This is a genomic window from Levilactobacillus sp. HBUAS70063, from assembly GCF_038374745.1.
Lineage (GTDB): Bacteria > Bacillota > Bacilli > Lactobacillales > Lactobacillaceae > Levilactobacillus.
The window spans coordinates 58,703-83,737 of the sequence record NZ_JBANSM010000004.1 but is presented as its reverse complement, the minus strand read 5'-3'; the positions used below and the strand labels follow the sequence as shown (position 1 = coordinate 83,737).

At 53.2% G+C, this 25,035-nt stretch carries 25 protein-coding genes, 1 other RNA gene and 1 other annotated feature; of the genes, 4 read left to right on the top strand and 22 right to left on the bottom strand.

Going from position 1 to position 25,035, the window contains the following annotated elements:
• Positions 1-34: 34 nt before the first annotated feature.
• The 10 genes from V8I28_RS07245 to V8I28_RS07200 form a co-directional block, all read right to left on the bottom strand.
• Complete coding sequence (locus V8I28_RS07245; protein WP_341779457.1) at positions 35-1,171, bottom strand: glycosyl hydrolase family 8; 1,137 nt, start codon at positions 1,169-1,171, stop codon at positions 35-37.
• A 429-nt stretch (positions 1,172-1,600) separates the two neighbouring features.
• On the bottom strand, positions 1,601-1,852 hold the full coding sequence (locus V8I28_RS07240; RefSeq protein ID WP_341779456.1) for a YaaL family protein: 252 nt from the start codon (positions 1,850-1,852) through the stop codon (positions 1,601-1,603).
• Positions 1,853-1,862: 10 nt separating this feature from the next.
• Positions 1,863-2,462, bottom strand: a complete 600-nt coding sequence (gene recR / locus V8I28_RS07235) for a recombination mediator RecR (protein ID WP_168899992.1) — start codon at positions 2,460-2,462, stop codon at positions 1,863-1,865.
• Between the two features lie 20 nt (positions 2,463-2,482).
• Entirely contained in the window at positions 2,483-2,800 is a 318-nt protein-coding gene (locus tag V8I28_RS07230) for a YbaB/EbfC family nucleoid-associated protein (RefSeq protein ID WP_341779455.1), read from the bottom strand.
• A 20-nt stretch (positions 2,801-2,820) separates the two neighbouring features.
• Positions 2,821-4,572 carry a DNA polymerase III subunit gamma/tau gene (gene dnaX / locus V8I28_RS07225; protein WP_341779454.1) on the bottom strand — a complete coding sequence of 584 codons (1,752 nt, stop codon included), beginning with the start codon at positions 4,570-4,572 and terminating at the stop codon, positions 2,821-2,823.
• Between the two features lie 303 nt (positions 4,573-4,875).
• Positions 4,876-5,025, bottom strand: a complete 150-nt coding sequence (locus V8I28_RS07220; protein WP_341779453.1) for a hypothetical protein — start codon at positions 5,023-5,025, stop codon at positions 4,876-4,878.
• 110 nt (positions 5,026-5,135) lie between these two features.
• Positions 5,136-5,471 carry a type II toxin-antitoxin system RelB/DinJ family antitoxin gene (locus tag V8I28_RS07215; protein WP_341779452.1) on the bottom strand — a complete coding sequence of 112 codons (336 nt, stop codon included), beginning with the start codon at positions 5,469-5,471 and terminating at the stop codon, positions 5,136-5,138.
• Between the two features lie 105 nt (positions 5,472-5,576).
• An RNA gene (gene ffs / locus V8I28_RS07210) (signal recognition particle sRNA small type) lies at positions 5,577-5,663 on the bottom strand.
• 53 nt (positions 5,664-5,716) lie between these two features.
• Complete coding sequence (gene tadA, locus V8I28_RS07205) at positions 5,717-6,238, bottom strand: tRNA adenosine(34) deaminase TadA (protein WP_341779451.1); 522 nt, start codon at positions 6,236-6,238, stop codon at positions 5,717-5,719.
• A gap of 28 nt (positions 6,239-6,266) precedes the next feature.
• Complete coding sequence (locus V8I28_RS07200; protein WP_341779450.1) at positions 6,267-6,869, bottom strand: class I SAM-dependent methyltransferase; 603 nt, start codon at positions 6,867-6,869, stop codon at positions 6,267-6,269.
• A 199-nt stretch (positions 6,870-7,068) separates the two neighbouring features.
• Here V8I28_RS07200 and nrdH point away from each other — a divergent pair, with 199 nt between their 5' ends.
• The 3 genes from nrdH to nrdF all read left to right on the top strand — a co-directional run bounded on the left by nrdH (position 7,069) and on the right by nrdF (position 10,824).
• Positions 7,069-7,296 carry a glutaredoxin-like protein NrdH gene (nrdH, locus tag V8I28_RS07195; RefSeq protein WP_233669634.1) on the top strand — a complete coding sequence of 76 codons (228 nt, stop codon included), beginning with the start codon at positions 7,069-7,071 and terminating at the stop codon, positions 7,294-7,296.
• Between the two features lie 124 nt (positions 7,297-7,420).
• A complete protein-coding gene (gene nrdE / locus V8I28_RS07190) occupies positions 7,421-9,586 on the top strand; it encodes a class 1b ribonucleoside-diphosphate reductase subunit alpha (protein ID WP_341779449.1) in 2,166 nt (721 codons plus the stop codon).
• 242 nt (positions 9,587-9,828) lie between these two features.
• Positions 9,829-10,824 carry a class 1b ribonucleoside-diphosphate reductase subunit beta gene (gene nrdF / locus V8I28_RS07185; RefSeq protein WP_341779448.1) on the top strand — a complete coding sequence of 332 codons (996 nt, stop codon included), beginning with the start codon at positions 9,829-9,831 and terminating at the stop codon, positions 10,822-10,824.
• 539 nt (positions 10,825-11,363) lie between these two features.
• On the opposite strand, the gene V8I28_RS07180 is transcribed toward nrdF, so the two are convergent.
• Together V8I28_RS07180 and V8I28_RS07175 are read right to left on the bottom strand one after the other, a co-directional pair.
• Positions 11,364-12,302: an aldo/keto reductase gene (locus tag V8I28_RS07180; RefSeq protein ID WP_341779447.1), complete on the bottom strand. Its 939-nt coding sequence runs from the start codon at positions 12,300-12,302 to the stop codon at positions 11,364-11,366.
• A gap of 773 nt (positions 12,303-13,075) precedes the next feature.
• The gene (locus tag V8I28_RS07175; RefSeq protein WP_341779446.1) at positions 13,076-13,978 is read right to left on the bottom strand and encodes a 3-hydroxyacyl-CoA dehydrogenase; all 903 of its coding nucleotides are present in this window, start codon (positions 13,976-13,978) and stop codon (positions 13,076-13,078) included.
• A 190-nt stretch (positions 13,979-14,168) separates the two neighbouring features.
• Between V8I28_RS07175 and V8I28_RS07170 the strand changes: the two genes are divergently transcribed.
• On the top strand, positions 14,169-14,747 hold the full coding sequence (locus V8I28_RS07170; RefSeq protein WP_341779445.1) for an LOG family protein: 579 nt from the start codon (positions 14,169-14,171) through the stop codon (positions 14,745-14,747).
• A 602-nt stretch (positions 14,748-15,349) separates the two neighbouring features.
• Here the strand turns inward: V8I28_RS07170 and mprF are convergent.
• From mprF to rplK, 10 genes are all read right to left on the bottom strand, one after another.
• The gene (gene mprF / locus V8I28_RS07165; RefSeq protein ID WP_341779444.1) at positions 15,350-17,959 is read right to left on the bottom strand and encodes a bifunctional lysylphosphatidylglycerol flippase/synthetase MprF; all 2,610 of its coding nucleotides are present in this window, start codon (positions 17,957-17,959) and stop codon (positions 15,350-15,352) included.
• 187 nt (positions 17,960-18,146) lie between these two features.
• Positions 18,147-18,308, bottom strand: coding sequence for a hypothetical protein (locus V8I28_RS07160; protein ID WP_341779443.1), 162 nt, complete (start codon positions 18,306-18,308; stop codon positions 18,147-18,149).
• 131 nt (positions 18,309-18,439) lie between these two features.
• A complete protein-coding gene (locus V8I28_RS07155; RefSeq protein ID WP_341779442.1) occupies positions 18,440-19,801 on the bottom strand; it encodes a sensor histidine kinase in 1,362 nt (453 codons plus the stop codon).
• Between the two features lie 4 nt (positions 19,802-19,805).
• The gene (locus V8I28_RS07150) at positions 19,806-20,501 is read right to left on the bottom strand and encodes a response regulator transcription factor (protein WP_341779441.1); all 696 of its coding nucleotides are present in this window, start codon (positions 20,499-20,501) and stop codon (positions 19,806-19,808) included.
• Between the two features lie 184 nt (positions 20,502-20,685).
• The gene (locus V8I28_RS07145; RefSeq protein ID WP_341779440.1) at positions 20,686-21,276 is read right to left on the bottom strand and encodes an NADPH-dependent FMN reductase; all 591 of its coding nucleotides are present in this window, start codon (positions 21,274-21,276) and stop codon (positions 20,686-20,688) included.
• A 224-nt stretch (positions 21,277-21,500) separates the two neighbouring features.
• On the bottom strand, positions 21,501-22,172 hold the full coding sequence (locus tag V8I28_RS07140; protein ID WP_341779439.1) for a hypothetical protein: 672 nt from the start codon (positions 22,170-22,172) through the stop codon (positions 21,501-21,503).
• A gap of 340 nt (positions 22,173-22,512) precedes the next feature.
• On the bottom strand, positions 22,513-22,878 hold the full coding sequence (rplL, locus tag V8I28_RS07135; RefSeq protein ID WP_057732918.1) for a 50S ribosomal protein L7/L12: 366 nt from the start codon (positions 22,876-22,878) through the stop codon (positions 22,513-22,515).
• A 58-nt stretch (positions 22,879-22,936) separates the two neighbouring features.
• Entirely contained in the window at positions 22,937-23,443 is a 507-nt protein-coding gene (rplJ, locus tag V8I28_RS07130) for a 50S ribosomal protein L10 (protein WP_341779438.1), read from the bottom strand.
• A gap of 24 nt (positions 23,444-23,467) precedes the next feature.
• Positions 23,468-23,592 (bottom strand) — a sequence feature (ribosomal protein L10 leader region).
• 72 nt (positions 23,593-23,664) lie between these two features.
• Positions 23,665-24,363, bottom strand: a complete 699-nt coding sequence (rplA, locus tag V8I28_RS07125; RefSeq protein WP_057732914.1) for a 50S ribosomal protein L1 — start codon at positions 24,361-24,363, stop codon at positions 23,665-23,667.
• A gap of 98 nt (positions 24,364-24,461) precedes the next feature.
• Positions 24,462-24,887, bottom strand: coding sequence for a 50S ribosomal protein L11 (rplK, locus tag V8I28_RS07120; RefSeq protein WP_057732912.1), 426 nt, complete (start codon positions 24,885-24,887; stop codon positions 24,462-24,464).
• Positions 24,888-25,035 lie beyond the last annotated feature (148 nt).

Here is a 25,035-nt window from a genome sequence, read left to right as displayed (position 1 = left end):
GTCACATTGTCCCTCCCTTTCTAGATGGTTAAAACTAGTACGATGCCGCATTTAACGCTGTCAAGTTACTGTAAGAATAACTCTGCAGGCTTTTCGCATCCCCGATTCCACCTTGAATTGGGGATCGACCAGTCACTTGGCCCTCCCAAACTAACCGCATCGCGACACGATAATTTGCCTGATCTTTAGCAGCCGCAAAGATCATCGCCGCTAGTGCATAGTTGGCAGTGGACTGACCACTATTGGTCACACTCCCTGCCGTTGAATAACCATTATACAATTTTTTGGCCTTAACCTGCTGTGCTAACCACGTCCGGCTGGTCGCTTTCAGCTGACCAATCTCAGCCAAGTGTAGCAAGACTTCCAACGCCTCTGAAGTATTCAGGTTCTTAGCCGAATAGGTCAGATTGCCCCAACTAAAGCTAGTTGCATATAGCGGAAAAACATTTCCCAAGTAGCCGCCGTGAACAACTTTCAACTGTTCGTTATAGGCCTTTCGTCCAGCACGCGTTCCCTGCTCATAATATTTCAACGTCTTAAAGTCAAAGTAGGCTAGGCTGCTGGTTTTAGCCGTTTGTTTCGTTTGCGGGTCATAATAATCATACAGTTTGCCTTCTTTTAGCGCACCCACTTTTAACGCCGCAAAATGGTTGGCCGCGGCTTGACGATAGTGCCGCGTATGCGTCTGCGCATCATATAGATTCAGCGCTCGGATAATCCGCAGGTCATCCAACGTTGCATTGACGGCAAATCTTTTTTTACTACGCGGATCATAGCGATAGCTGAATTGACCACTATCGCCAAAAGTCTTGACGGTCGCCCGATAAAAATCACGAAAAGCCGCATACTGATGATTCAAAGCTAAATACTGCAACCACATTCCAGCGGATTCGCTCAATAATTCATGACCCGTGGCGGCTCCATTTTGTCGGGTCTTGGTATCCACATAGTTGGTGTAAATTCCCTGTTTAGTCACCATTTTATTCTGAATAAATTCAGCTAATTTCTGCTGATTTTCTCGATCCTGAGTTGTATGTAATGTGGTCGATTGGCTGAAGGTCTCAGGTGACGCCTTAGGTGGCGTACCGGTGGCCGTCTTAGCCCGACATCCTGTTAGCAAGAATACACAGCCAATCAGTATTCCCACCAGCCACTTCTGTCGTTTTTTCATGGCATAGTCTCTTCTCTGAATTCGTAATTTCACTAATTAAACTCGCTTTTATATTAACATGTTTGTACCTATAAAAATATACTGAACATTTATCAAAAACAGGCCGTAATATCACTTATTCTGTCATAATATTTTCCTATTTAGCCACAGCCAATTTCACGTGACCTTTTATTACTGCAAAGAGTGAGTTTGGTTTGATCAATGATTAAACTAGTTAATCGCCCCTATAATAGACTAACCTTACTAATTTCCCGGCAACATAATATTAGACAGTCTGTATATTATATCCAATAAATAAACACGATAAAAATAGCCCCAGACTCGGTCTTAGTCGACCTGATCTGGGGCTACCAAAAAAGTATATTTTATACAACTGGAGCTATTTTTATACCGGAAATTCAACGATTAATCGTCACAGTTGAACAAATCTTAATCCCGGAAAACCGCCGCCGAAATATGCTTCCCCTTAACCTGCCGGCGTCGCGCTTCTCGGTAGAGAAACAGGTACGTCTGCCGGGCCAACGCGGTGTTGGCCGTCATTTCATTGTCGGCGTCCGCAATGGCCTCTTCGGTCTGCTTGGCATGATCCCAACGGTCCTTGGCGGCGTCGATGGTCAATAGGAGCTGTTCATCGTAGGCCACCTTTAAGCGGGGAAATTGACGCTTCTTTCTTCCAAACATCGTAACCCTCCTACATTTCCGTTCGGCCTTCGACAGCCTTGAACAACGTCATCTCATCCGCGTATTCAATGTCACTCCCCACGGACAAGCCATGGGCCAACCGGGTCACCTTGATGCCAGCCGGCTTGATCAGCCGTGAGAGATACATAGCCGTGGCTTCCCCCTCGGGCGTGGCGTTGGTCGCGATGATGACTTCCTTCATCTCGGGATTCTTTTGTAACCGATTGATGAGGCTCGTAATGTTTAAGTCCTCGGGGCCCTTGCCCTCAATCGGTGACATGACCCCGTGTAAGACGTGGTAGAGGCCGTGATATTCCTTCATCTTCTCCATCACCATGATATCCTTGGCCTGTTCGACCACCAACACGTGGCTCTGGTCGCGGGTCTTATCCGCGCAGATGGCACACGGGTCACTCTCCGTGATGTTCCCACAGATTGAGCAGTAGTGGAGGTCTCGTTTGGCCGAGACCAAGGCCTTGGAAAACGCCGTGACATCGTCATCTGCCATGTCGATGGTAAAAAACGCCAGCCGAGTCGCTGACTTCTGGCCGATGCCCGGCAACTTCATGTAGCTGTCGATCAACTGCGCGATGGGTTCTGGGTACTGCATGTCACAACGTCCTTTCTTGCTTACATCCCAGGAATATTCATGCCCTGAGTGTACTTGCCTAGCGTCTGCTTCGTGGTCTCGTCAACCTTGGTCAGTGCATCGTTTACCGCGGCCAAGACCAGGTCGGCCAGCATGTCGGGATCATCGGGATCAATGGCTTCCGGCTTAATGGTGAGGTCGGTCATCTTCCGGTCACCGGTAAAGGTGGCTTGGACCATGCTGTCGGGAGACGTGCCGGTAAAGGACTGGGCGTTTAAATTCGCTTGGTCCTCTTCCATCTTCTTTTGCATTTGACGCATCTGCTTCATCATGTTCCCCATATTTCCCATATTCCGCATTGTAATCATCCTTCCATAACTTAGTCTTGTTTCACATCGACAATGTCTTTACCAAAGAGTTCTTCCGCCTTCGTCACGACCGGATTAGGGGCCGGCTTGGCGGGAGCCGCAGCACTATCACCGTTGGTTTGCAATTCATCCTTGTGCGCCGTTAGATAATTCTTCCGGATCACCGGCCATTCATCCTTGGGCACGAAGACCACGGGAAGGGCCGACCCAATCATCCGGTCGAGCCCATTCTCTAGGGCATCGGTCAACTCGTGATCCGTAGTCGCCCGCTGATACAAGAAGGAATAGTCAAAGGCAACGATGACGCCTGAGTTGGCGGCCGCAACGGGTTGGGAGACCTTCATCACCGCCCGTTGGGTCACGGTCAGACTGTTGAGCAGGTCCGGCCAAACTTCCTGGAGCTGATTCAATTTCTCACGGGTCGCCGAGCCCAGCACCGGATAAATTTTCGCCAGGTTGACCTCCTTGGCGGCCGGCGACTTGGTGACGCGCGGCTTGGCCTTGGCGGGAGCCGCGGCTGAGGCGGCCGGCGCCTGTTCCAGGTGCTTAACGGCCGAGCGGAGCTGATCAATCTCGTGTTGGAGCTCATGAACCTCGGTCGAGCCGGCGGTCTGCGCCGGCGCCGGGGCCTCGGCATTCGGAGCCGGTGCCGTGGCGGCCGGAGTTGCCCCCTGTTGCCGGCCAATCTCGGCTAATTTGATCGTCAAGATTTCTAGGTAGACGTCCGGGTGCGTGGTGAAGCGCATCTGCTGTTGGATGGCATTTAATTCATTAATCATGGCGTACATGGTCTGCGCCGGCGTCTGCTTAGCCAGCGCCTGAAAGTCTGCGCTGACGCTACCCATCTCAGCTTCTTCCACCATTTGCGGGGCCTGTTGGTACAGCAACAAGTCGCGATCGTAGCCAATCAGATCCTCGGTAAACCGTTCGGCATCCTTACCGGCCTCTAAGACGGACTGTAAGCTTGCCAAGGCCGCTTTGGTATCTCCGGACAGGACTTGGGTCACGTAGGTCGCCAACAGCTCGTGCGTCACGCTCCCGGTCACCAAGAGGGCATTGTCCAGGGTAATCTCGTTATCGCCAAAGGACAGGGCCTGATCCAGGATACTCAGGGCATCCCGCATCCCCCCTTCGGCGGCCTTGGCAATCACCTTAACGGCCTGGTCGTCATAGGTGACGCCCTTTTGCTTGAGGATGTAACTCATGCGGTCGTAGCTATCGTTGGCGGCAATCCGCTTAAAGTCGAAACGCTGCGTTCGTGAAATAATCGTGGCGGGAATCTTGTGGGGTTCCGTGGTCGCCAGGATAAAGATCACGTTGGCTGGCGGTTCTTCCAGGGTTTTTAGTAAGGCGTTGAACGCTCCGGTCGACAGCATGTGCACTTCGTCAATGATGTAGACCTTGTAGTCGGCCACGGTCGGCGCATACTTGACCTTGTCGCGGATGTCACGGATCTCTTCGACCCCGTTGTTCGAGGCCGCATCGATTTCAATGACGTCATTTAACGTGCCGTCCGTAATGGCCTTACAGGTCTCGCATTCGTTGCAGGGTTCACCGTCGACCTGATGGTGACAGTTGATTGCCTTGGCAAAGATCTTAGCGGCCGACGTCTTCCCGGTTCCCCGCGGCCCCGCGAAGAGGTACGCGTGACTGATCTGATTCGTCGTGATGGCATTCTTCAGCGTTCGGGTAATCACTTCTTGCCCAATCATGTCATCGAAACGCTGCGGGCGCCAGACCCGATAAAGTGCTTGATAAGCCATGCAATCCGTTCCTTTCTTCAATACTTTCGATTAAATTCGCTGTTCATAATTATAGCCTTTTTCCCTACCATCTGTCACGGATTGTTCTACCGGTTTTAAGGGAATTTAAACGCCCGGAGCGCGCGGTCCGTTCCATTCACTCATTTCAGAAAAAAAGAAATTACCCACAGTTAAAATTGATGTGGGTATTCAAAGGCTAAAGAGGAAAAGTGGGACAAAAGATGATAAAAATAAAGTTTCATAACATGTATGAAAAAGACTATTGCCGCAACAATAGCCCTCGAATTTACTGAATATCCCCAACTATAAGATGTCGTGACTACCCGTATTGAGTAAGAGCAAAGTTAGTTCATCATCATTGATGATTTGGTATAGAAGCAACCCGTTTTTGTCGAGATGAATCTCGTTGATACCCGCAAGATTGCCAATCAAATTGGTGAACGAGTCCTTCATGATCTTCGGCTAAAATTGTTTTAATTGCAAGATCTAGCCGTCCTAAATCAAAATGTTTCTTACTCAATTTTTTGAGCAAACAATCAAAACGAGCCGTTGTGCGTGAACGTTTAATCATCGGCTGACTTCTCTAGATCATGCAGATACTTGAAGAGTTCATCGACATTTGAGAATTCCGTGGTACGACCAGCCCTAATATCGTCCAAGGCTTCGTCTAGCTCACTCTTTTCTTTAAAACGACCAGGCGTGAAGGGCAAAGCTTTTTCTTTGATCATTTGTTCTAAAAACATATTAACGACGTTAGGTAGATCCGTTCCCAATGATTCTGCAACTTCAGCTGCTTGTTGCTTACGCTTAGCGTCGATTCGAATGATTAAGCGCTCTTTTGGTGATGGATTAATCATTAAATCGCTCCTATCGTTGTCAGGTTGGTGTTGTTTTATCATCAACTGTCCCACACATCCAGCAAAATCATCCGACCAGACTTGCTTTTAATCCCCAATCAGCACGAAAAAACTCCCAGTCAACGACTGAGAGTTGGTTAATTGCTCATAAACTTGAAGCACAAAGCGAAGCAAACTTAGTGCTGCTTCCTTCCGGACCTGACACAATTCGTAAGTCCGCCCTTGCTTCAAGGCCTTAACGGCAATAACTAGTGTATCATGATTCCCTGAACCTGTCTAGGGATTGCTTAATCTTGCGCAGCTTTTTTCGCTTTGCGGGCCTTCTTAGCTGCCTTCTGGCGCTTGCGAGCGGCCTTAAAGAAGGCCACCATCCGCTCACCAGCGTCCTTAGCCATGAGGCCCTCGTGGACGGTGACGGTGTGGTTGAGCCGCGTATCGGTCAGCGTTTGATACAGGCTATCGACGGCACCGGCCTTGGGGTCTCTGGCACCGTAATAGACCTCCGGAATCCGCGCGTTGATGATGGCCCCGCTACACATCAGACAGGGTTCAATCGTGACGTAGAGCTGGCAATCCTCCAAGCGCCAACTCTTCAGGGTGGCGCAGGCCTCTTCAATCGCCCGCACCTCCGCGTGAAGCGTAGCGTCGTTGGCGTGCTCACGTAAATTATGCCCTCGACCGACGATCTTTCCGTCATGAACAATCACCGCGCCGATGGGAACCTCGCCAATTAGCCCCGCCTGATCGGCTTCAAACAAGGCTTCTTCCATATAGTGTCGCTGTAAGGGTGAATAGGAAGTGTCACGCATCGAACCCCTCCCTTCTCAATTCATGGGACTAACGCAACGTGCTCTCTAAGATATAATAACCCTTATCCTTCTTGATGATGGCGCAATTGCCAAACGTGGCCTGCATGGTCTTTTCGGCCGATGGCGCGCCCTGCTTTTTCTGCAAGACCACCGTTAACGTGCCACCGGGTAAGAGGTGGTCCTTGGCGCCGGTCAACATGGCCGTAACCACTTTCTTCCCCGCGCGAACGGGTGGGTTCGTTAAGATAGCGGCGTAACGCTGCGTGACGTGCTCGTAAATATCCGACGTCTTGATTTCCACGTTTTCAATCTGATTGGCCACGGCATTTTGCCGCGCCAGGTCCAGTGCTAGTTCGTTGACATCGACCATTGTGACCTGCCGTTCCGGCCACTGCTTAGCCAGTGCCAGCCCGATGGGACCGTACCCCGTGCCCAGGTCCAGCCACGGCCCAGCCGGCGTCTTATCCGCGTTAAACGCGTTCAGCAACGTCCGTGACCCGTAGTCCACGCGATTCTTGGAGAAGACCCCGTTGTCGGTGGTAAACAACAATTCGTTGCCTAAGAGGGTAAACGGCCAATGGTGTTCTTCGTGTAAAACATCTGGATTTTGTGTATAATAGTGATTAGTCAAATTCTCCGCCACCTTTTAGGTCTATTTTACCTTAGATTTTTGACGGAAAACAGGAAAAAAACTTTTAAAGCGCAAAGCACTATATTTGGTGGTTATTGTATAACCCAACTACCAAATGTGGTGCTTTTTTTGATTGCTATTTTCTATATCTGGTGTACACTTAACTCATTGAGATTGAAATTTAAGGGATGTGGCAACAATGAAAGTAACAGTTTACTCAAAAAATAATTGCATGCAATGCAAGATGACGAAGCGTTTTCTCAGCGAACACAACGTGGAATTCGAAGAACGGAACATTAATCAAAACCCAGAATATGTGACTTACCTCAAGGAACATGGCTTCCAAGCCGTTCCAGTAATTGAAGCATCCGGAATTCCTGCCTTCTACGGCTTCCGGCCAGATCAATTGACCAAGATTGCGGGTTAACTTCGTAAGCCCCAACCCCTCTTGGCGACGCCGTGCTGGTTCACGGTGCCGCCATTTTTATTTGAACCGATTAACCTAGACCTGAAATAGTTCACCACTAAAAAAGAAGGAAGAGATGACGAGTATGAGTTTAAAGAATTTAGGCGACGTCACATACTACGACTTGAACAACGAGATCAACATCCCCGTGGATGGGCAGATTCCGTTGAATAAGGATCAGGAAGCCTTACAGGCCTTCTTGAAGGAAAATGTGATCCCGAACACCAAGACGTTTGACTCTCTGCGCGAGCGCTTCGACTACTTGATTGCCGGCAACTACGTGGAAAAAAAGGTGATCGACCAGTACCCGTTTGCCTTTATCGAAGACCTCTACGCCTACCTGAAGGCCCAGAACTTTCATTTCAAATCCTTCATGGCGGCCTACAAGTTCTACGCCCAATACGCGCTAAAGACCGATGACAACGACTACTACCTGGAAAACTTCATCGACCGCGTGGCCATGAACGCCCTGGACTTCGGAGACGGCGACCAGACGCTGGCCCACGACCTGGCCGATGAAATCATCCACCAGCGCTACCAACCCGCGACGCCAAGCTTCTTAAACGCCGGGCGGGCACGCCGGGGCGAACTGGTCTCTTGCTTCTTGATTCAGTCCACCGATGATATGAACACCATTGGCCGGACGATTAATTCCGCCCTCCAACTCTCGCGAATCGGCGGTGGCGTGGGGATTAGCCTGTCCAACCTCCGGGGTGCCGGCGACCCCATCAAACACATCGATGGTGCCGCTTCCGGCGTGGTGCCGGTCATGAAGCTTCTCGAAGACAGCTTCTCCTACTCCAACCAACTGGGACAACGTCAGGGGGCCGGCGTGGTCTACCTCAGCGTCTTTCATCCCGACATCGTGGCCTTTCTGAGCGCCAAGAAGGAAAACGCCGACGAAAAGATTCGGCTCAAGACCCTGTCACTCGGGGTGACGGTGCCCGACAAGTTCTATGAACTCTGTGAACAGGACGCCGACATGTACCTCTTTAGCCCCTACGACGTCGAACGCATCTACGGCAAGCCGTTCGCCTACGTGGACATCACTAAGGAATACGACAATTTGGTCGCCAACCCCGACATCCGCAAGAAGAAGCTCAAGGCCCGCGAGCTGGAAACTGAGATTGGCAAACTCCAACAGGAATCCGGCTACCCGTACATCGTCAACATCGACACCGCCAACCGCGAGAGTCCCATCGACGGGCGCATCGTGATGAGTAACCTGTGCTCCGAAATCATGCAGGTTCAGACGCCTTCTACCGTTAACAATAAGCAAGAATACATTCAAAAGGGCACCGATATTTCCTGCAACCTGGGGTCCACGAACATCGTTAACCTGATGACGTCCCCCGACTTCGGCCATTCCGTTGAAACGATGGTCCGGGCCCTCACCTTCGTCACCGACCACTCCGACATCGACGTGGTGCCTTCCATCCAAAAGGGCAACCACCTGGCACACACGATTGGCTTGGGGGCCATGGGGCTCCACAGCTACTTCGCCAAGAACCACATGATGTACGGGTCCAAGGACAGTATCGCCTTCACCAGCGTTTACTTCATGCTTTTAAACTATTGGACATTAAAGGCTTCCAACGAGATTGCCAAGGAACGCCACGAAACGTTCCATAACTTCGAAAAGAGTACCTACGCCGATGGTAGCTACTTCGACCGTTACACGGAACACGACTGGCGCCCAACCGCGGCCAAGGTCCAAGACCTCTTCAAGGACGTCTGGTTACCTTCTCCTGAAGACTGGGCCGACCTCAAGCAGGCGGTCATGCAAGACGGCCTGTATCACCAGAACCGGATGGCCGTGGCCCCCAACGGATCCATCTCCTACATCAACGACACCACCGCTAGCCTTCACCCGATTATCAACCGGATTGAGGAACGGCAGGAAAAGAAGATTGGGAAGATTTACTACCCAGCACCTTACCTGGACAACGACACCATGCCTTACTACAAGTCGGCCTACGACACCGACATGCGGCGAGTCATCGACGTCTACGCGGCGGCCCAAAAACACGTGGATCAGGGGATGAGTCTGACCCTGTTCATGCGTTCCACGATTCCCGCCGGCCTGTACGAATGGAAGAACGGTCGGACCGACAAGATGACTACCCGGGACCTGAGTATCCTGCGTAACTACGCCTACCGGAAGGGCATCAAGTCAATCTACTACGTCCGGACCTTCACCGATGACAACAACGAAGTCGGCGCCAACCAATGTGAAAGCTGTGTTATCTAGCTTCCACTTCAATCAATGCTACTGGCACCGGTATTTTCATTTTGATCCGGTAAAAAAACAAGGCTTCAATTTTAAACGAAATATAACGAGAGTGGGGCCCCCGTCCGGTCGCCTTTGACGGGCGTTGTCCGGTAGATTTCACGAGGTCGCCCGCTCTTTACTTAAAGGTTCTCGCCACGAGTGTGGTAAGCTTAAGCCAACACACCGGTGGAACCCTAGTAAAAGACAAAGGAGTGGCTGCAATGACACGAACAGAAAATTACAAGGCGATTAACTGGAACGCGGTTTCTGATGAAATCGACAAAGCAACTTGGGAAAAATTAACGGAACAATTCTGGCTTGACACCCGGATTCCCGTCTCCAATGACTTGGACGACTGGCGGACGTTAGACACCGACCATCAATGGGTCGTGGGCCACGTCTTCGGGGGATTAACCCTACTGGATACCCTCCAATCGCAAGACGGCATGGCCGCCCTGCGTAAGGACGTGCGGACGCCCCATGAAACGGCGGTGCTCAACAACATCCAATTCATGGAATCCGTTCACGCCAAGAGTTACTCCACGATTTTCTCCACGTTGAACACCCCAGAAGAAATCGATGAAATTTTCCAATGGAGCGACTCCGAAGAATTCCTGCAGAACAAGACCAAGCGGATCTTTGACCTCTACCACGATGACGAACATCCTCTGAAGAAGAAAATCTCCAGCGTCTTCTTGGAAACGTTCCTGTTCTACTCCGGCTTCTTTACGCCCCTGTACTATCTGGGCCACAACAAGCTCGCCAACGTGGCCGAAATCATCAAGCTGATTCTGCGGGACGAATCCGTCCACGGCACCTACATCGGCTACAAATTCCAGCTTGGCATGAAGGAACTAACCGACAACGAACAACAACAGATGAAGGACTGGATGTACGACTTCCTTTACAAGCTCTACGCCAACGAAGAAAAGTACACCCACACGCTGTACGACCAAGTCGGCTGGACGGAACAGGTCTTAACCTTCATTCGCTACAACGCCAACAAAGCGCTGATGAATCTGGGGCAAGATCCCCTCTTCCCTGATACGGCCGAGGACGTAAACCCCGTGGTCATGAACGGGATTTCCACTTCCACGGCTAACCACGACTTCTTCTCCCAGGTCGGTAACGGCTACCTGTTGGGGAACGTCGAAGCCATGAACGACAGCGACTACAATATCGGTGAACCCGATGATCCCGAGGATCCTAGTAAATAACGACTAAGTTAAAACCGGCAGCCGGCCGCAATCCATTTCACGATTGCGACCGGCTGCCGGTTTTTTTGTCATTGAAATTAAACGACTTAGGCAACTTTGTCCACGCTGGCCGCCTTGCCGTTCGCCCCAGATGAGCTGGAACGCGGTGGGGAGGACGTTTCGAGCCAAAGAACGGTCTCGAAACTCGCTTGAAACCGCTAAGAACCAGCGTTTTCAAGTCGCCATTATCTAACCGGCTACTGCCGCTTAGATAATCCCACGGCTGAGCTCATCTAGGGCTTCACTCTCGGCTTAAATAGGCGTGCTTAAAACGTTTGCTGATACGCGCAAAGCCGCAATCCACCACCGCTGACGGGACTATCGACATTTTGGGATAAACCTACCCTGCCGGAGAGCGCCGGCCGTGATAACACCGTAATCTGGCTAAAAACGACAGGTTACGGCATAGTTTGCGGCTTCCAAGCGAATCGGATACCCACCCTTTGGCCGGAGGCAGTCCCTACAGCCGGCGGAACTTCCGGCAAGGTGCCGGCAATGCGTTAGACCATCGGCGCCTCCCAGAATCCCTTGGTATCGACGTGGGTGGCCGCCGCTAGCGTCTCTAACTGCGTGATTTCTGCCGGCGTGAGCTTAACCTTTTCCGACCGTAGCGTACTGGCAATATACTTTTCCTGGGTCACGCCGATGATGGGCGTCGTCCCCTTGGCCAGTGCGTAAGCCGTAGCGACCTCAGCGACCGAGGCGTTTTGTTTGGCCCCGATGGCCCGCATGGCCGCCGTTAGTTGCGTGAGCTGAGGCAAGACGGCGTTGTAGACCTTCGCGCGCTCACTGCCCGCGGGTAAGGGATGGTCGACGTCGTAGTGGCCGGCCAGCGCCCCCTGTTCCAGCACCATGTAGGCGAAGAAGTCGATGTGGTGCTGATGGCAGTAGTCAATGATGCCGGCCCGTTCGGACGACCGGTAGAGCAGGCTAAAGTGATTCTGAACGGCCGAGAGCCGAATGCCCGCCGTCCCCAAAATCTCGCTGGCTCGTTTAATCTGGGCCAAGTTGTGGTTGGAGACCCCGACGCGTTTGACCTGACCGCTCTTGACCAGCGGAATCAGTTCCGGCGTCCATTTCTCCACGTCATCCGGGTTGTGAATCCAGTAAAGGTCCACGTGATCCGTCCGCAGTCGTTTCAGACTGCCGGCCAACATATCGGCCATCTCGTGGGGGCCATTGCCGGCCATCCGGGGCGTAAACTTGGTGGACAGCTGATAATCCATCCGCGGATAAGCCGAGAGTAGGTCGCCCACCAGGCGTTCGGACGTCCCCTTGCCGTAAGCGTAGGCGGTGTCCCAGAGGTTAAAGCCCCGAGACATGCCCGCCGTCACCACCGGCTTTAGCGTCTCGGCCGACAGGGTATCTCCAAAATACTTGTTCGATGCGTTATCCCCCCAGGCCCAAGTTCCCAGGGCAATTGCAGGTTGTTTTCCCATAATATCAAGCTTCTCCTTCGTCTGACTACGACCATCATACCGTGACCACTCGCCGAAAAACAACGATTCCAGAGGGGTTAGCAAACTCGTTAACCAAATGAACGACTCCTCCAGGCGACCAATCACCCCCGATTTGATTGGATCGTCACCAGAAGGTTAAAAGTAGAATTAACACGTTAATTTCCGTAACGACGGTGTTCTGTCCATTAAGACTGGTGAAACCAGGTGCCTGCGCCTGCCAGGGGTTCCGCCTGCTATGGGGGACGCCTCCAGCCTGGAAAACGGGCTTCCGGTTCGCTTGGAAGCCTTGCCAAACCCGCAAGTCTCCCAAGTCGCCCCACGCTGTAAGCTGAGAAAGGCCCTCAGCTAACACCGTCGACACAGCTGGCTCCACCCCTAGCGATCTCCGGCGGGATGGTGTTTATCAGCAACACCGACGTTTATCGACAAACTAGTTGTTACGTCGAGTTAAGCCGCTGGTTGCTGGTCAGCACTCTCGTAGCCGTGAGTGAGCCAAATATGGGTTCAGCCGTGGGAGTTCCCTTAGCGGCAGCTTTAGCCGGTTAGGGAACTGGCGTCTTTGAGACGCGGGCTATCGGCTCAAAGCGAGGCCGAGACCGCTCTCAGGCCCGGTCCGCTTTCACGACGGAGCCGTATACGACTAAAATTACCGTCATGAGTTAGCTGATAACCTTAGTTTTAGTCGACTTTCGTCTTTTCCCTTCGGATAGCACAAAAAGTGGCTCCCCCAGAGGATTAGCCACTCCTCAGCTTTAATTTCCCTGGATGAAGCCCGCCTGCAGATACGCCGGATCCGGATACCGGTAGAAACCGGCCCCGGTCTCCTGACCTAGATGGTGCTGGTCAATCATCTCGACTTTAATCTGGTGCGCCACCATCACGAGGCCCTCGCGCCCCGGCTCGGCACTCGCGGCCAGCATTAATTTATACGCCGTCTTCAGCCCAATCTCATCCAAGACGGCAAACGGTCCCCGCACCGCGCCGGTCGCCATCATCCAGGTCCGGTCGATGGTCTCAAAGTCCGCGACCCCCTCGACCCACAGCATCAACGCCGTGCTTAGGAAGGAATCCAGCATGGCATTTAAGATGTAGGCGGGATGTTCCTTCCGCAACTGAATCGGGACCAATCCAATCTGCCGGACGAAGGCCACGACTTCCTGGTAAACCGCGGGATCGGTGCCCGGATGCCCCATGACTTCCGCCAAATGATTCGCCCAGACGTGATTGGTAAAATGGAGCGCGAGAAACTTTCCGGGCCGGCCCGTAATCGCCGCAAATTGACTGGGAACCATCGTTGACGAACTGGTCGCAAAGATGGTCTCGCTTGGGGCAACCTTAGCTAATAACGCGTAAAATTCGTTCTTAACGGCCACCACCTTGGGCGTAGTCTCAATGACCAGGTCGGCACCTTCCACGGCCGTCTCTAAATCCGTGGCGTACCGCAGATGATCGTTGGTCGTCTTAATCACGGCCGGTGTGGCCTGGCGTTCGTGCATGTAGGTCTGATCCCAGGTCGCTACCCGCCGCTTGGTCGCCGCACTCGCCGCTGGACTCACATCGTAAACCGTGACGTCTAGGCCACTAAACGCAGTCTGAAAGGCAATCTGACTGCCCATGGTCCCCCCGCCAGCAATCACCACTTTCTCAATCGCCATGATTCCTCATCCTTTCTCCAATACTCCCCCACACCTCGTTGTTTCTCCACCAAGGCGGCACTGGACCCACTTCACCGCCCCATCCCCCGCGAAATTTCCACCGGAACCGCCCGTATTTTGCGGTATAATGAGTGGTAAGTTACGCGACTTTTCCGCCACGTAGCTGTCTAAATTCAGGGGGTCAGTTCTTATGCCAAAAATTAAAAACGTCTGCGTCTTCTGCGGGTCCAACCACGGTTACGATCCAGACTTTCTTAAACAAACCAACGCGCTGGGCCAATACCTCGCCGCTAACCACCATCCCGTGGTCTACGGTGGCGGTAAGGAAGGCCTGATGGGTGCGATCGCCAAGTCCACCATGGACGCCGGTGGTGAAGTCATTGGCATTATTCCCACCTTCCTAAGTGAAATGGGACTGGCCGAGACCAACGTCACCACGCTGCTGGAGACCAGCACCATGGATGAACGGAAAGACGAGATGCTCCGGCAATCCGACGCCTTCATCGTCTTACCCGGCGGCTTCGGCACGTTCGAGGAATTTACCACCATGCTGTCGTGGAGCCAGATCAACGTCCACCAGAAGCCCATCGCGCTGTTCAACATCAACCACTACTTCGATGAGCTCGTGGCGATGATGCAGAAATGCTGTGACCAAGGGTTTGCGCCGCAAGAGAACATGGACCTCTTCATCGACGCGGCCTCGATCGACGATATCTTCGAGGGCTTCGCAACCTTCCACCACCAGCTTCCTTACAAATACACCAACTAGGCTTTTCGAGAACGGGCACACGGTCCGTTCTTTTTATTTTGCCTTTGAGTCCCGGCGGTATAACTGGCGACATCACTGGCCACACAACACAAACCTTCCGTTCGCAAAATATGAGCTGGATCGCGGTGGGCAGGACGCACCGAGCCTGAGGAACGGTCTCGGCACTCGCTTGAAACCGCCAAGGGTCGGCGTTTCCAAGTCGCCATTCCCTAACTGGCAAGCCCCGCCGCTAAGGGAATCCCACGGCTAAGCTCATATTTCGCTTCACTCTCGGCTACTATGGTGGTCGTCATCGACTTGGTGGCTGATTATCCGACCGTCAGCGGTGGTGTCACGGGTCTTGGCCGTCATTAGTCAGACGAACCATGCGCCGGAGGAGGCCAGTAATGGAGCCAGCTGTGTCGACCCAGTTAGCTGGCGTTCTTGGCCAGGTTACTGGGTGGGACGACTTGGGAGACTTGCGGTTTAGGCAAGGCTTCCAAGCGAGGTGGAAGCCCGTCCTTTGGCTGGAACCGGTCCCCACAGCAGGCGGAATTGCTGGCAGCCGCAGGCAACTGGTTTCTGCCAACTAAACGGTAAGGCGGCCAGAGTCAACGCGCCAATCACCGGTGGTTCTGCCAGGTGATCTCGTCGGTCAGCCAGCGGTCTAGCCACCGCGGCACCAACCTCGTCTTGGGACTGGTCGTCGGCCGGTTGACCGCGATCATCAACTGGAGCATCGTGAAGATCAGCGAGGCCCGGCGCCGATAGGCCAGGTACTTGGGCTGCCAGGTCGTCACGTATTTTTCCTTGTATGCCCGCAAGCCCTGGAAGCTGTACACGCTGGACCCGTACTGATAAATTAGGTGGGCCGCCCGCTCCTCAATGAAACTAAAGTGGGAGACGCCCACGTTGGCCAGCGGCGCCATCCCCAGGTTGAAGGCCGTGTAACCCTGGTCGCGACACAAGTCAAAGAGGTAGACGAACAGCCCATCCATGATGCCGGAAGGGGCATTGGGACTCTCCCGCATCAGATCAATCGAGGTCATGTGCCGGTCACCGGTGGGCATCAGGTTGGCGAAGGCCACGATTTCCCCGGCCGCCGTCTTCATCACCGCGACCGGCGCCTCGTCCAGATACTGCCGGTCGAAGAAGCCTAGTGAGAAGCCCTTCTCCGTTTGTTCCCCCAGCCAGGCGGTCGAAATAGCCTGTAACTCGGCAAACGTTTGGTCACTCAACGGCGGCTGAAGGAGCTCGCAGGTGTAGTTTTCCCGACGGAATTTATTAACCAGCGCCCGTTCGCCCTTGTGCGCGCGGCCCGCCAGACTAAAGGTCGTCAGATCCACGTGGCCTTCCTCGCCGACCTTGATGAAATCAAACCCCATCTCGTGGAGTCGCAGGGTTAACGCCTCGCTGATTTCATAGAAGACCGGCCGCAACCCGGCTAAATCGGCGTCGGTCATGAACTGCTTGAGCGCGGGGACCAGCTCCGCCTGATTGCCGATCGGCTCGCCCATCACCAGTAGCTTGTCGGCGCGCTGCTGAAATAAAATCAGGAGCTGATCCGCGCCATCTTTTTGATAAAAGTACAACTGCTTATCGCGCAGGAACGCCAGGTGACTGACCTCGTTTCCGCCGAACCGCCGAATCAACGCCCGGACCCGCGTCGCATCGAAGGGCTGGTGCAGCCAGTCCTGCCGCGAGCGCGCGAGGTAGCGGTTGATGCCGACTAGAATCAGCAGCGCCACCAGCAATCCCCCCAGGCCGTTGAGCCAGACCTGTGTGGACGGCAACCGCCAATTCTGAGGAAACCACGCCTTGTGCGTGCCCTGAAACATCGACAGCCCCAGCACGGTATACAGCAGGAAGGTGCCGATGTAGATGCTACCATCGACCAGCAGGCCCCCCCAGGAATAGTGGAAGCCCTCGCGGTAGAGCTCCGGTCGTGCGAAGAGCAGGCAGGCTAGGACTAGGCCGAGAAGCACGGCCAGCCCCCCGGGAAAGTTTTCCCGCCACAGCGTATTACCAATCGCGATGGCTAGCACGATGAGCGTGGGCCAGAACACCCGTTTCACTCGCGCTCCCACGCCCCGGGCCAACCCAATCAGCAGGAAGGCCACGATGATGTTGGAGACCTGGTCGAGAAAGTAGAACATATACGGCACCAACCGAATGTACAGGTGGTTGGTCAAGACCACGTCGGGAATCGTGGCGTACAGCAGCATCATGACCCCGGAGAAGTACATAAAGGTCGTGACGAACAGGTGAGCGCCCCGCCGCAGAGCCGCCACCGGCAAGCCGTTGAGGAATTGATTAAGGCGTCGGCCGGCATCGTGGAAGAAGAGCCCCACGCCCACGCCAAACGGGAAGAAGTAGTAGAACAGGCGATACAGCAGTAACCAGCCCGCCGCATCGGCCCGGCTGACGCCCAGCATCCCCAGTCCCAGAATCATGAAGACGTCGAAGCTCCCCAAGCCCCCGGGAATCATGGAGACCACCCCGGCGACCGAGGCCACCACGAACATGGGAAAGACCGCGGCCAGGTTCAACGGGAGGCGAAGTGCCCAGCCAATTAGGAGGAAGAACAGCGCGCAACTGCCCCACTCTAAGGTGGACCCTAAGATCAGCCGCAATTCGCGCGCCCAGGTCAGGTCCTTGAAGAACGCGCTGTCATTTAGCCGCGTGAAGACGAACAATCCCGGGAAGTACAGCCCGCCACCCAGTAGCCACATCCAGTAGCCCTGGTAGGGTTGACCGATATCCAGGCCGAAGAGTAGAACTAACGCGACCCAGCAGGATAGTGAGAGCCCGGCCAACAGGAACAGAGCGATCTTGGAGATGGCGTAGACCACCTGCTTCTTGGTGGCCGATTGCGAGTAAAAATTCGCCCGCAGGCTGGCCCCTAACAGGCCGCCCATCCCCATGAGATTGGTGAAGGTGTTGGTGACCCACCCACTGCGAATAATGTAGCCCGCTGAAAATTGGCCCGGTAAGAATTCAACAATGGTAAAATCATAAATCAACATGGGTAAGACCGCGATAAAGCCCCCCACCAGTAACAGGCCCAGCGTCCCCCAGCTCAATGACCCCAGTACCGAACGTACCTGTTGGCCGCTGATTTCGTGGGCGACCCGGCCGACTTCATGAATGATGAAGAGGAGCACGGAAAACATGAACAGTCCCTTGATGAGCGTCATGTGTTTTTGAATGGTGCGCCATAGTCTTTTCCCCATAGTTAATCCCCCCGTAGTTCTTCATTATCGCAATGGCCCGGACGAAACACAATCAAGGCAGAGGGTCAACGGCGTGTTAGGTTAGCGAACTTACCAAAAAAGGCCGGCGCCCCCACGCACGGCCTAACTCCCCAAAAATCTCATAGTTTGCTTTAAATTCCCTTACGCCTCTGACCACTGACTCCTTTCAAAACGGTGCCGTCAGTTGACCGACCGTGAGGCGTTCCCCCAACGGTCGGTGTTCAACTACTCTTCTCTCAATCCCCAAGGAGTGGTCCCCCGGGTTGCTCACGGCTAACCGGCCATCCCAGACCGGCGTCTCGCGGCTGTCCGCCACCCCATCAGTCACCGTACGTCACCGTTAATCCCCAAATGGTACGGCCATCTTAATTCCCAATTAAAAGGCCGCGCGACTACGGGCAACTGAATGTCTCTATCATAGTCGAACGGCGCTCTCATAAAAATAGCTTAAAAAAGAAATTATTCTGAGAATTTCTCAGATTGGGGGAAATTTAAGATGAATTGACTGCCCCGCGGCTGGTTATCGGCGATCGTAATCGTCCCGTGGTTGGCGCGCACCAGCTGGGAGACGATGGCTAGCCCCAGCCCCGTCCCAGCTATTTCGGGATTACGAGCCGGGTCCACGCGATAGAAACGCTCGAAAACGTGGGCCTTCTGGACATCGCTAATCCCCACGCCTTGGTCGGCCACCACAATCTGTTGACCGGCAGCGGTCGATTGAACCCACACGGTAATGGGCGCCGTTGCCGGCGAATATTTGGCGGCGTTATCAATCAGCGCCGTCAGCACCTGCTCGACACTTTCTCCGGCCACCAGTGCCGACACCGGCGACTCGCCTTGCAAGGTCAGCGACTGCGTAATCAGCGCGGTCTCCCTGGTCACCACGGTCTGGGCCACCGCGTGTAAATCGGTCGGGGCCAGGTGCAAGACGGCCCGGTCCGCCCGCGAGAGGGTCAGGAGGCTGTCGACCAGCCGCTTCATCCGCCCGGACTCCTCGCCGATATAGTCGATCGATTGCGGGACGATCTCCGGATGGTCCGCGGCCCGGCGTTTCAACAGCTGAACGTGGGTCAGAATCGCCGCAATCGGCGTCCGCAACTCGTGGGCGGCATTGGCCGTAAACTGCTGCTCCTGTACCGCGTGATCGTTGACGGTCTGAAGCAACTCATTAAAGCTGATGGCGAGCTCACGAACCTCGACCGGTTGTGCCGGCACGGGGAGCGCCACTTTCTTTTCGTGCTGGCGCGTCTGCACCCGAGCGGCCGTATTTAGGCTGGCCAGGGGCTGGGTAATCTTGCGGGCCATGACCCGCACGTAGGCACTGCCCAACAGAATCGTGGCCCCCATGACGGCCAGGACCACCAGCACGACCGAGATCAGCGTGGTCAAGATTGGCGTGAGATTCAACCAGATTTCCAAATGATTGCCGTGGTAGTTAGCCTGCCGGTAGTAGGTAAAACCGAAATCCGGCGTATAGTTCAGGGCCTGAGTCCCGAGAATCCGATGACGATCTTCAGTCAAGAATTCTCGCGTAAACGGTGAATAGTAGTGCTTGGTAGTCTCGCCGTGATTGGTCACCCGCACGTAGGTATCGATGGTATTAATCGAACTGTAGCGGCGCCACCAGTGCCAGTCCGGTCGGCTGTCGATGACGGAATGTTTCAGACCGGTCATCAGACGCGTGGCTGAGTTCTGCGTCTGTCGCACCTGCTGGTAGCCGACCACGCCGATGATCGCCGTCCCCATCACGAGGGTGGCCAGGACCAGCATGCCGATGAACCGCGTGCGAATCTCACGAGCCGTGGTTTGCGATTTAGTCATACGCTCACCCCACGACTTCCGCGGAAAGGAGGTAGCCGACCCCCCGAACCGTGTGAATTAAGTCGGCCACGTGCGCCGCGTTTAATTTGTGCCGTAAGTACCGGACGTAAACGTCGACGATGTTGGGTTGGCCCTCGAAGTCCACGCCCCACACCCGATCGAGGAGTTCGTCACGCGACAGGGTTTGCCCGGCATTCTTAATCAGGCAGAGCAAGAGGTCATATTCCCGCTGGGTCAGTTGGATCAATTCACCGGCATTCTTGACCTGCCGACTACGGGTGTCCACCACCAGATGGCCCACCTGAAATTGCTCGGTCGCGGGCTTGGCCGGTTGCCGATGGCGTAAGATGACCCGGATACGGGCCAACAATTCCTCAAGATCAAACGGCTTGGTGATGTAGTCGTCGGCCCCCATGTCCAGGCCGGTGACCTTGTCACTGACGTAGTCGCGGGCCGTCATCATGATGACGGGCAGGTCGTCACTGCGCCGAATCCGCCGCAACACGCCGAGCCCGTCCAGTTCCGGCAACATCCAATCCAAGATGATCAGGTCCAATTGACCGCGATTATTTTCGTAAATCTCCAGCGCCTGCCGGCCATCCTGGGCATTGAGCACCGTGTAGCCCTCGAATTGCAGGTCCATGGTAACCGACGCCAACAGTGCCGCATCGTCCTCCACGACTAAAATCATTTCGTTCATGAACGCATCTCCCCTAATTTTTGGCGACTAGCCCCCGCATCGCCGAAGCGCCACGCCTAATTACGCCTTAGTTTACGCTAAACCGGCCAACTTGCCTATCCCTGTGCGGCAATCTTCACGCTTTCGCAAGGGATGCGGGCCGACGAAAAAAAGCTGGCGCCATCCAGCGTCAGCTCCATTTGACTTACCTTTTAAAGGGATGATCCTTCATCAAGCTGGCATAGTGGACCAGCTCGTTAAAGGCCGCCGCGAGTCGTTCCGCGAAGTGGTCGCTGTTCGGCGCCGTTGCAACCAGGTCCCCGTCGGCCGTAAAATTCGGTTCGGCGTTCCACAGGAGGACCGGCGTGGGGAGCACCATCATCTTCAACATTTGTAAAATCTCGACGAACGAGGCCGCCGCCAACATCCCACCGTCGCTGTACTTGGAGTACGTGACGATCTGGACGGGCTTGTGGTCCGTCTCCGGTCCCACGAAGTCCAAGGCATTCTTCAGGCTACCGGGGATGGCGTGATCGTATTCGGGGCTTAAAATGACGTAGCCATCCTGCTGGTCGAGGACGTCCAGCCACCGCTTTTCCACCGCTGCCAGGTTCTGAATCGGTTCCGACAGGGGGGTCTCCGCGTGGTCGTACAGGGGTAACGGATAATCTTTCAAGTCAATCCAGGTGAAGTCTACCCCAGTCGTGGGCATGGCCCGTTGCAGATACTTAAAGAGCTTTTCCCCCAGCGAGTGGGTCCGCGTGCTACCAAGAATAACGCCAATTTTTACAGTCATGATTGCTTCCTCCTAATGGGTTATTGACGAAGCTAAGCCTACCATGGGTGTTAACTAAATACAATAAAAACTGGTCAATCATTTGATAACTAAAAGTAAGTAAGTGAGCCCGATATTGCGTTAAATCTGGATTTCAGTCAGTTAGCACAACATCTCATACTTTTTTCGTATACGTGATCTCCATCAAAAAAACACAACCGACTGAACCGATTGTGCCTGAATGGTTAACTTAATCCTAATGCTGGTAGCACCAGACTGACGGCCGTTAAAATCGCCATGGCGAGCCATGAACACTGCCAGTCGCGCGTGGCCTGATACAGGCCGGCAACGACTACGCTCACCACCAACGAAGAGAGGTTATCGCTGAGGGTGCCCCACGCGACCAGTACCTCGCAGATGACGGGCAACAGCACGGCCGCCCATTTGGGAAAGTCCGGCAACCGGTTAAGCCGTTCCTGTAGCATCCCCTGCAACACCCACACGGAGAGTAGCGAGAAGACAAAAATCATGAACGCGCCGACCACCAGCTGGACCAAAGCGCCCGGCAATAGCGGTGGTAAATCCTGACCGTCGGAAATTCCCAGCGTTGCGGCGACGATGAATAAGCCAATCGCCCCTAATGCCGCGGCCCCGAGAGACCACCAGACGTGCTGGCGGGTCATCACCTGCCGCAGCCACAGATCCGTTCGGTAGCGATAAATCCACCAGACCACTAAGGCACTGATGACCACCAGTACCAGCGTACTCAAGACACGAATCCCCACGTTGTTGGCAATCCCGTGGACCCCTGACCACCGAATCACCCCGAGCATCGGCACGCTAGAAATAACCAAGAGCACGTACAGGCCCAGGAGAAAGCCGCCCCAGAACCAGACTTGGCGCATCACTTTATGCATAACTGTATCCCCTTTTCCCCGAAGAATATGTACCCCCACAACTTGTGAGGCAAACCCAATTATACCATTTAAAGTTAAGACTATCTTAATAGGTTTAAAAGTGACGGCGCGTTGCTTCAACTTATTTAGCTGCCAGCTAACCGGTACAGGACCGAAATCGCCTAGAATCAGGGGTCATCATACGCCGATTAGAGATAAGGTTAGTCGTTCCTCGTTTCGTAGCTGGGATTGGCCGCCTTGTCGTTCGCTGAATACGGGACACCCCCTGTTTTTCCGTAAATTTTCGTACAAAAAAATCGCCACCCGCGGGCAGCGATTCGTTTTGTTAAGTTGAAGGTGACTACTTAAGCGTAACCACACCACCAACGGCTTCAAGCTTTTCCTTGATTTCGTTGGCTTCGTCTTCTGAAAGACCTTCCTTGATGACAGATGGTACGTTGTCAACAAGACCCTTAGCGTCCTTCAAACCTAAACCAGTGATTTCACGGACAGCCTTGATAGCCTTAACCTTGGCGTCACCAGATTCAGTTAATTCAACGTCGAATGAATCCTTGGCAGCAGCGTCGCCACCAGCAGCACCGGCTGCAGCAACTGGGGCAGCAGCAGAAACGCCGAATTCGTCTTCGATACCCTTAACTAAGTCGTTAAGGTCAGTAATGGATGCTTCTTTAAGAGAAGCGATGATAGCATCTTTATCAAAAGCCATGTTATTTTCCTCCAATAATTGGGTTTTATTTTTTTATGTTTCAACCTGAAGCAGGGACTTAGGCTGCGTCGCCTTCGTCACCCTTTTCAGCAATCGCCTTAACAGCGTAGGCCACGTTCCGTACTGGTGCTTGTAAGACATTAGCCAGCATAGAAAGCAAGTCTTCACGACTAGGCAAGCTTGCGTAAGTGTTGATTTCGTCAACGGAGACGATCTTGTCTTCGATGAAACCACCCTTGATTTCAAGGGCATCAACGCTATCTGCAAATTTCTTCAAAACCTTAGCTGGGGCAATGGCATCCTCGTCAGAGAAAGCCACAGCAGTAGGGCCAGCGAAGAGTTCGTTTAAACCTTCGTAGCCAGCCTTTTCAGCTGCCCGGACCAAAATCTTGTTCTTGATGACGCTCATCTGAACGCCAGCATCACGTAATTGCTTCCGTAAGTCAGTTGCTTCTTCAACAGTTAAACCACGGTAGTCAACGACGATGGCACTAACGGCGTTGTTGAATTTTTCAACAACCTCATCAACTTTTTTTGCTTTAACGGCAATAGCTTGTTCACTCAAATTGTTCACCTCCCGGAGTAGTTTGGTGGGATAAAAAAATCCCTATGCCACCAAGACATAAGGAGTCAAAAGTTTAAGTAAACTTCTGCCTCGGCAGGAAATTAAGACCATTCGGCCACCTGAGTCTTAGGTAGATCTATTAAATACAACTTCAATAGCATACAATACTTTGACATCACTGTCAATGCACTGCTAGGGATTTTTTTAATTCACGTTTTAACTTAGGCTAATAAGGAAGCCAAGTCAACGTCGACACTAGGGCCGAACGTTGAAGAAATTGAAACGTGTTGTACGTAAGTACCACGTACAGCGGCTGGACGAATGCGAACAATCGTTTCAGCAATGGTCTTCAAGTTGCCGGCAAGCTTGTCAGCATCAAAGGAAACCTTACCAAATGGAACAGCAACGTTACCATCCCGGTCAGTCCGGTAAGTAACTTGCCCGTTCTTAGCATCGGAAACGGCCTTTTCGACGTTCATCGTCACCGTACCCGTCTTAGGGTTAGGCATTAAGCCCTTAGGACCTAAGACCCGACCTAAACGCCCAACTTGGGCCATCATGTCTGGCGTTGCGATGGCAACGTCAAAGTCTAACCAGCCGTCTTGGATGCGTTCTACTAAGTCTTGTTCACCAACAACGTCGGCACCAGCTGCTTCAGCAGCCTTAGCTTGATCACCCTTAGCAAATACGATTACCGTGGTTTCCTTACCAGTACCATTTGGTAATACCAATGCGCCACGGAGTTGTTGGTCCGCTTGCTTCGTATCAACGTTAAGCTTGAAAGCAACTTCTACAGTTGCATCGAACTTAGCGAAATCCATCTTCTTAACTAAATCAACGGCGTCGCCCATCGTGTAGACCTTATCAGCCTCGACCATTTTGGCAGCGTCTTGATACTTTTTACCTCGTTTGTGAGCCATTTTTGTGTATTCCTCCTTGCAAATGTGGTTGTAACGGATAAACCTCCCACTTGACACATTTCATTTTCGTGAAGTGTCCGACTATCCGAAAACTGAGCTTAACCTTCGACCGTGAAGCCCATGCTCCGGGCAGTACCTTCAATCATGCGCATAGCTGCTTCAACGTCAGCTGCGTTTAGATCTTGCATTTTAGTTTCAGCGATTTGCTTAACTTGATCCTTGGTTACAGTAGCAACCTTCTTCGTGTTAGGTTCGCCGGAACCACTTTCAACACCAGCAGCCTTCTTCAACAGTACAGCTGCTGGAGGGGTCTTGGTGATGAAATCAAAGGAACGATCTTCATAGACACTGATCACAACAGGAATGATCATACCAGCTTGGTCAGCGGTACGAGCGTTGAATTCCTTAGTGAAGCCCATGATGTTGATACCTGCTTGACCTAAAGCTGGTCCAACTGGGGGAGCTGGGGTTGCTTTACCCGCAGGAATTTGTAATTTAACGACATTAGCTACTTTTTTAGCCACGAGACAATACCTCCTTGAGTCCGTGTGTGGTAAGTGGGGCTGTTAGTTTGCCCCTCCCACTTTGAAAAATATGCGTCACGCATACCTGAGAATCATACCACACTTTACTAACTGCAACAAGTTCTTTTCTGAAAACATTGGTGAAACT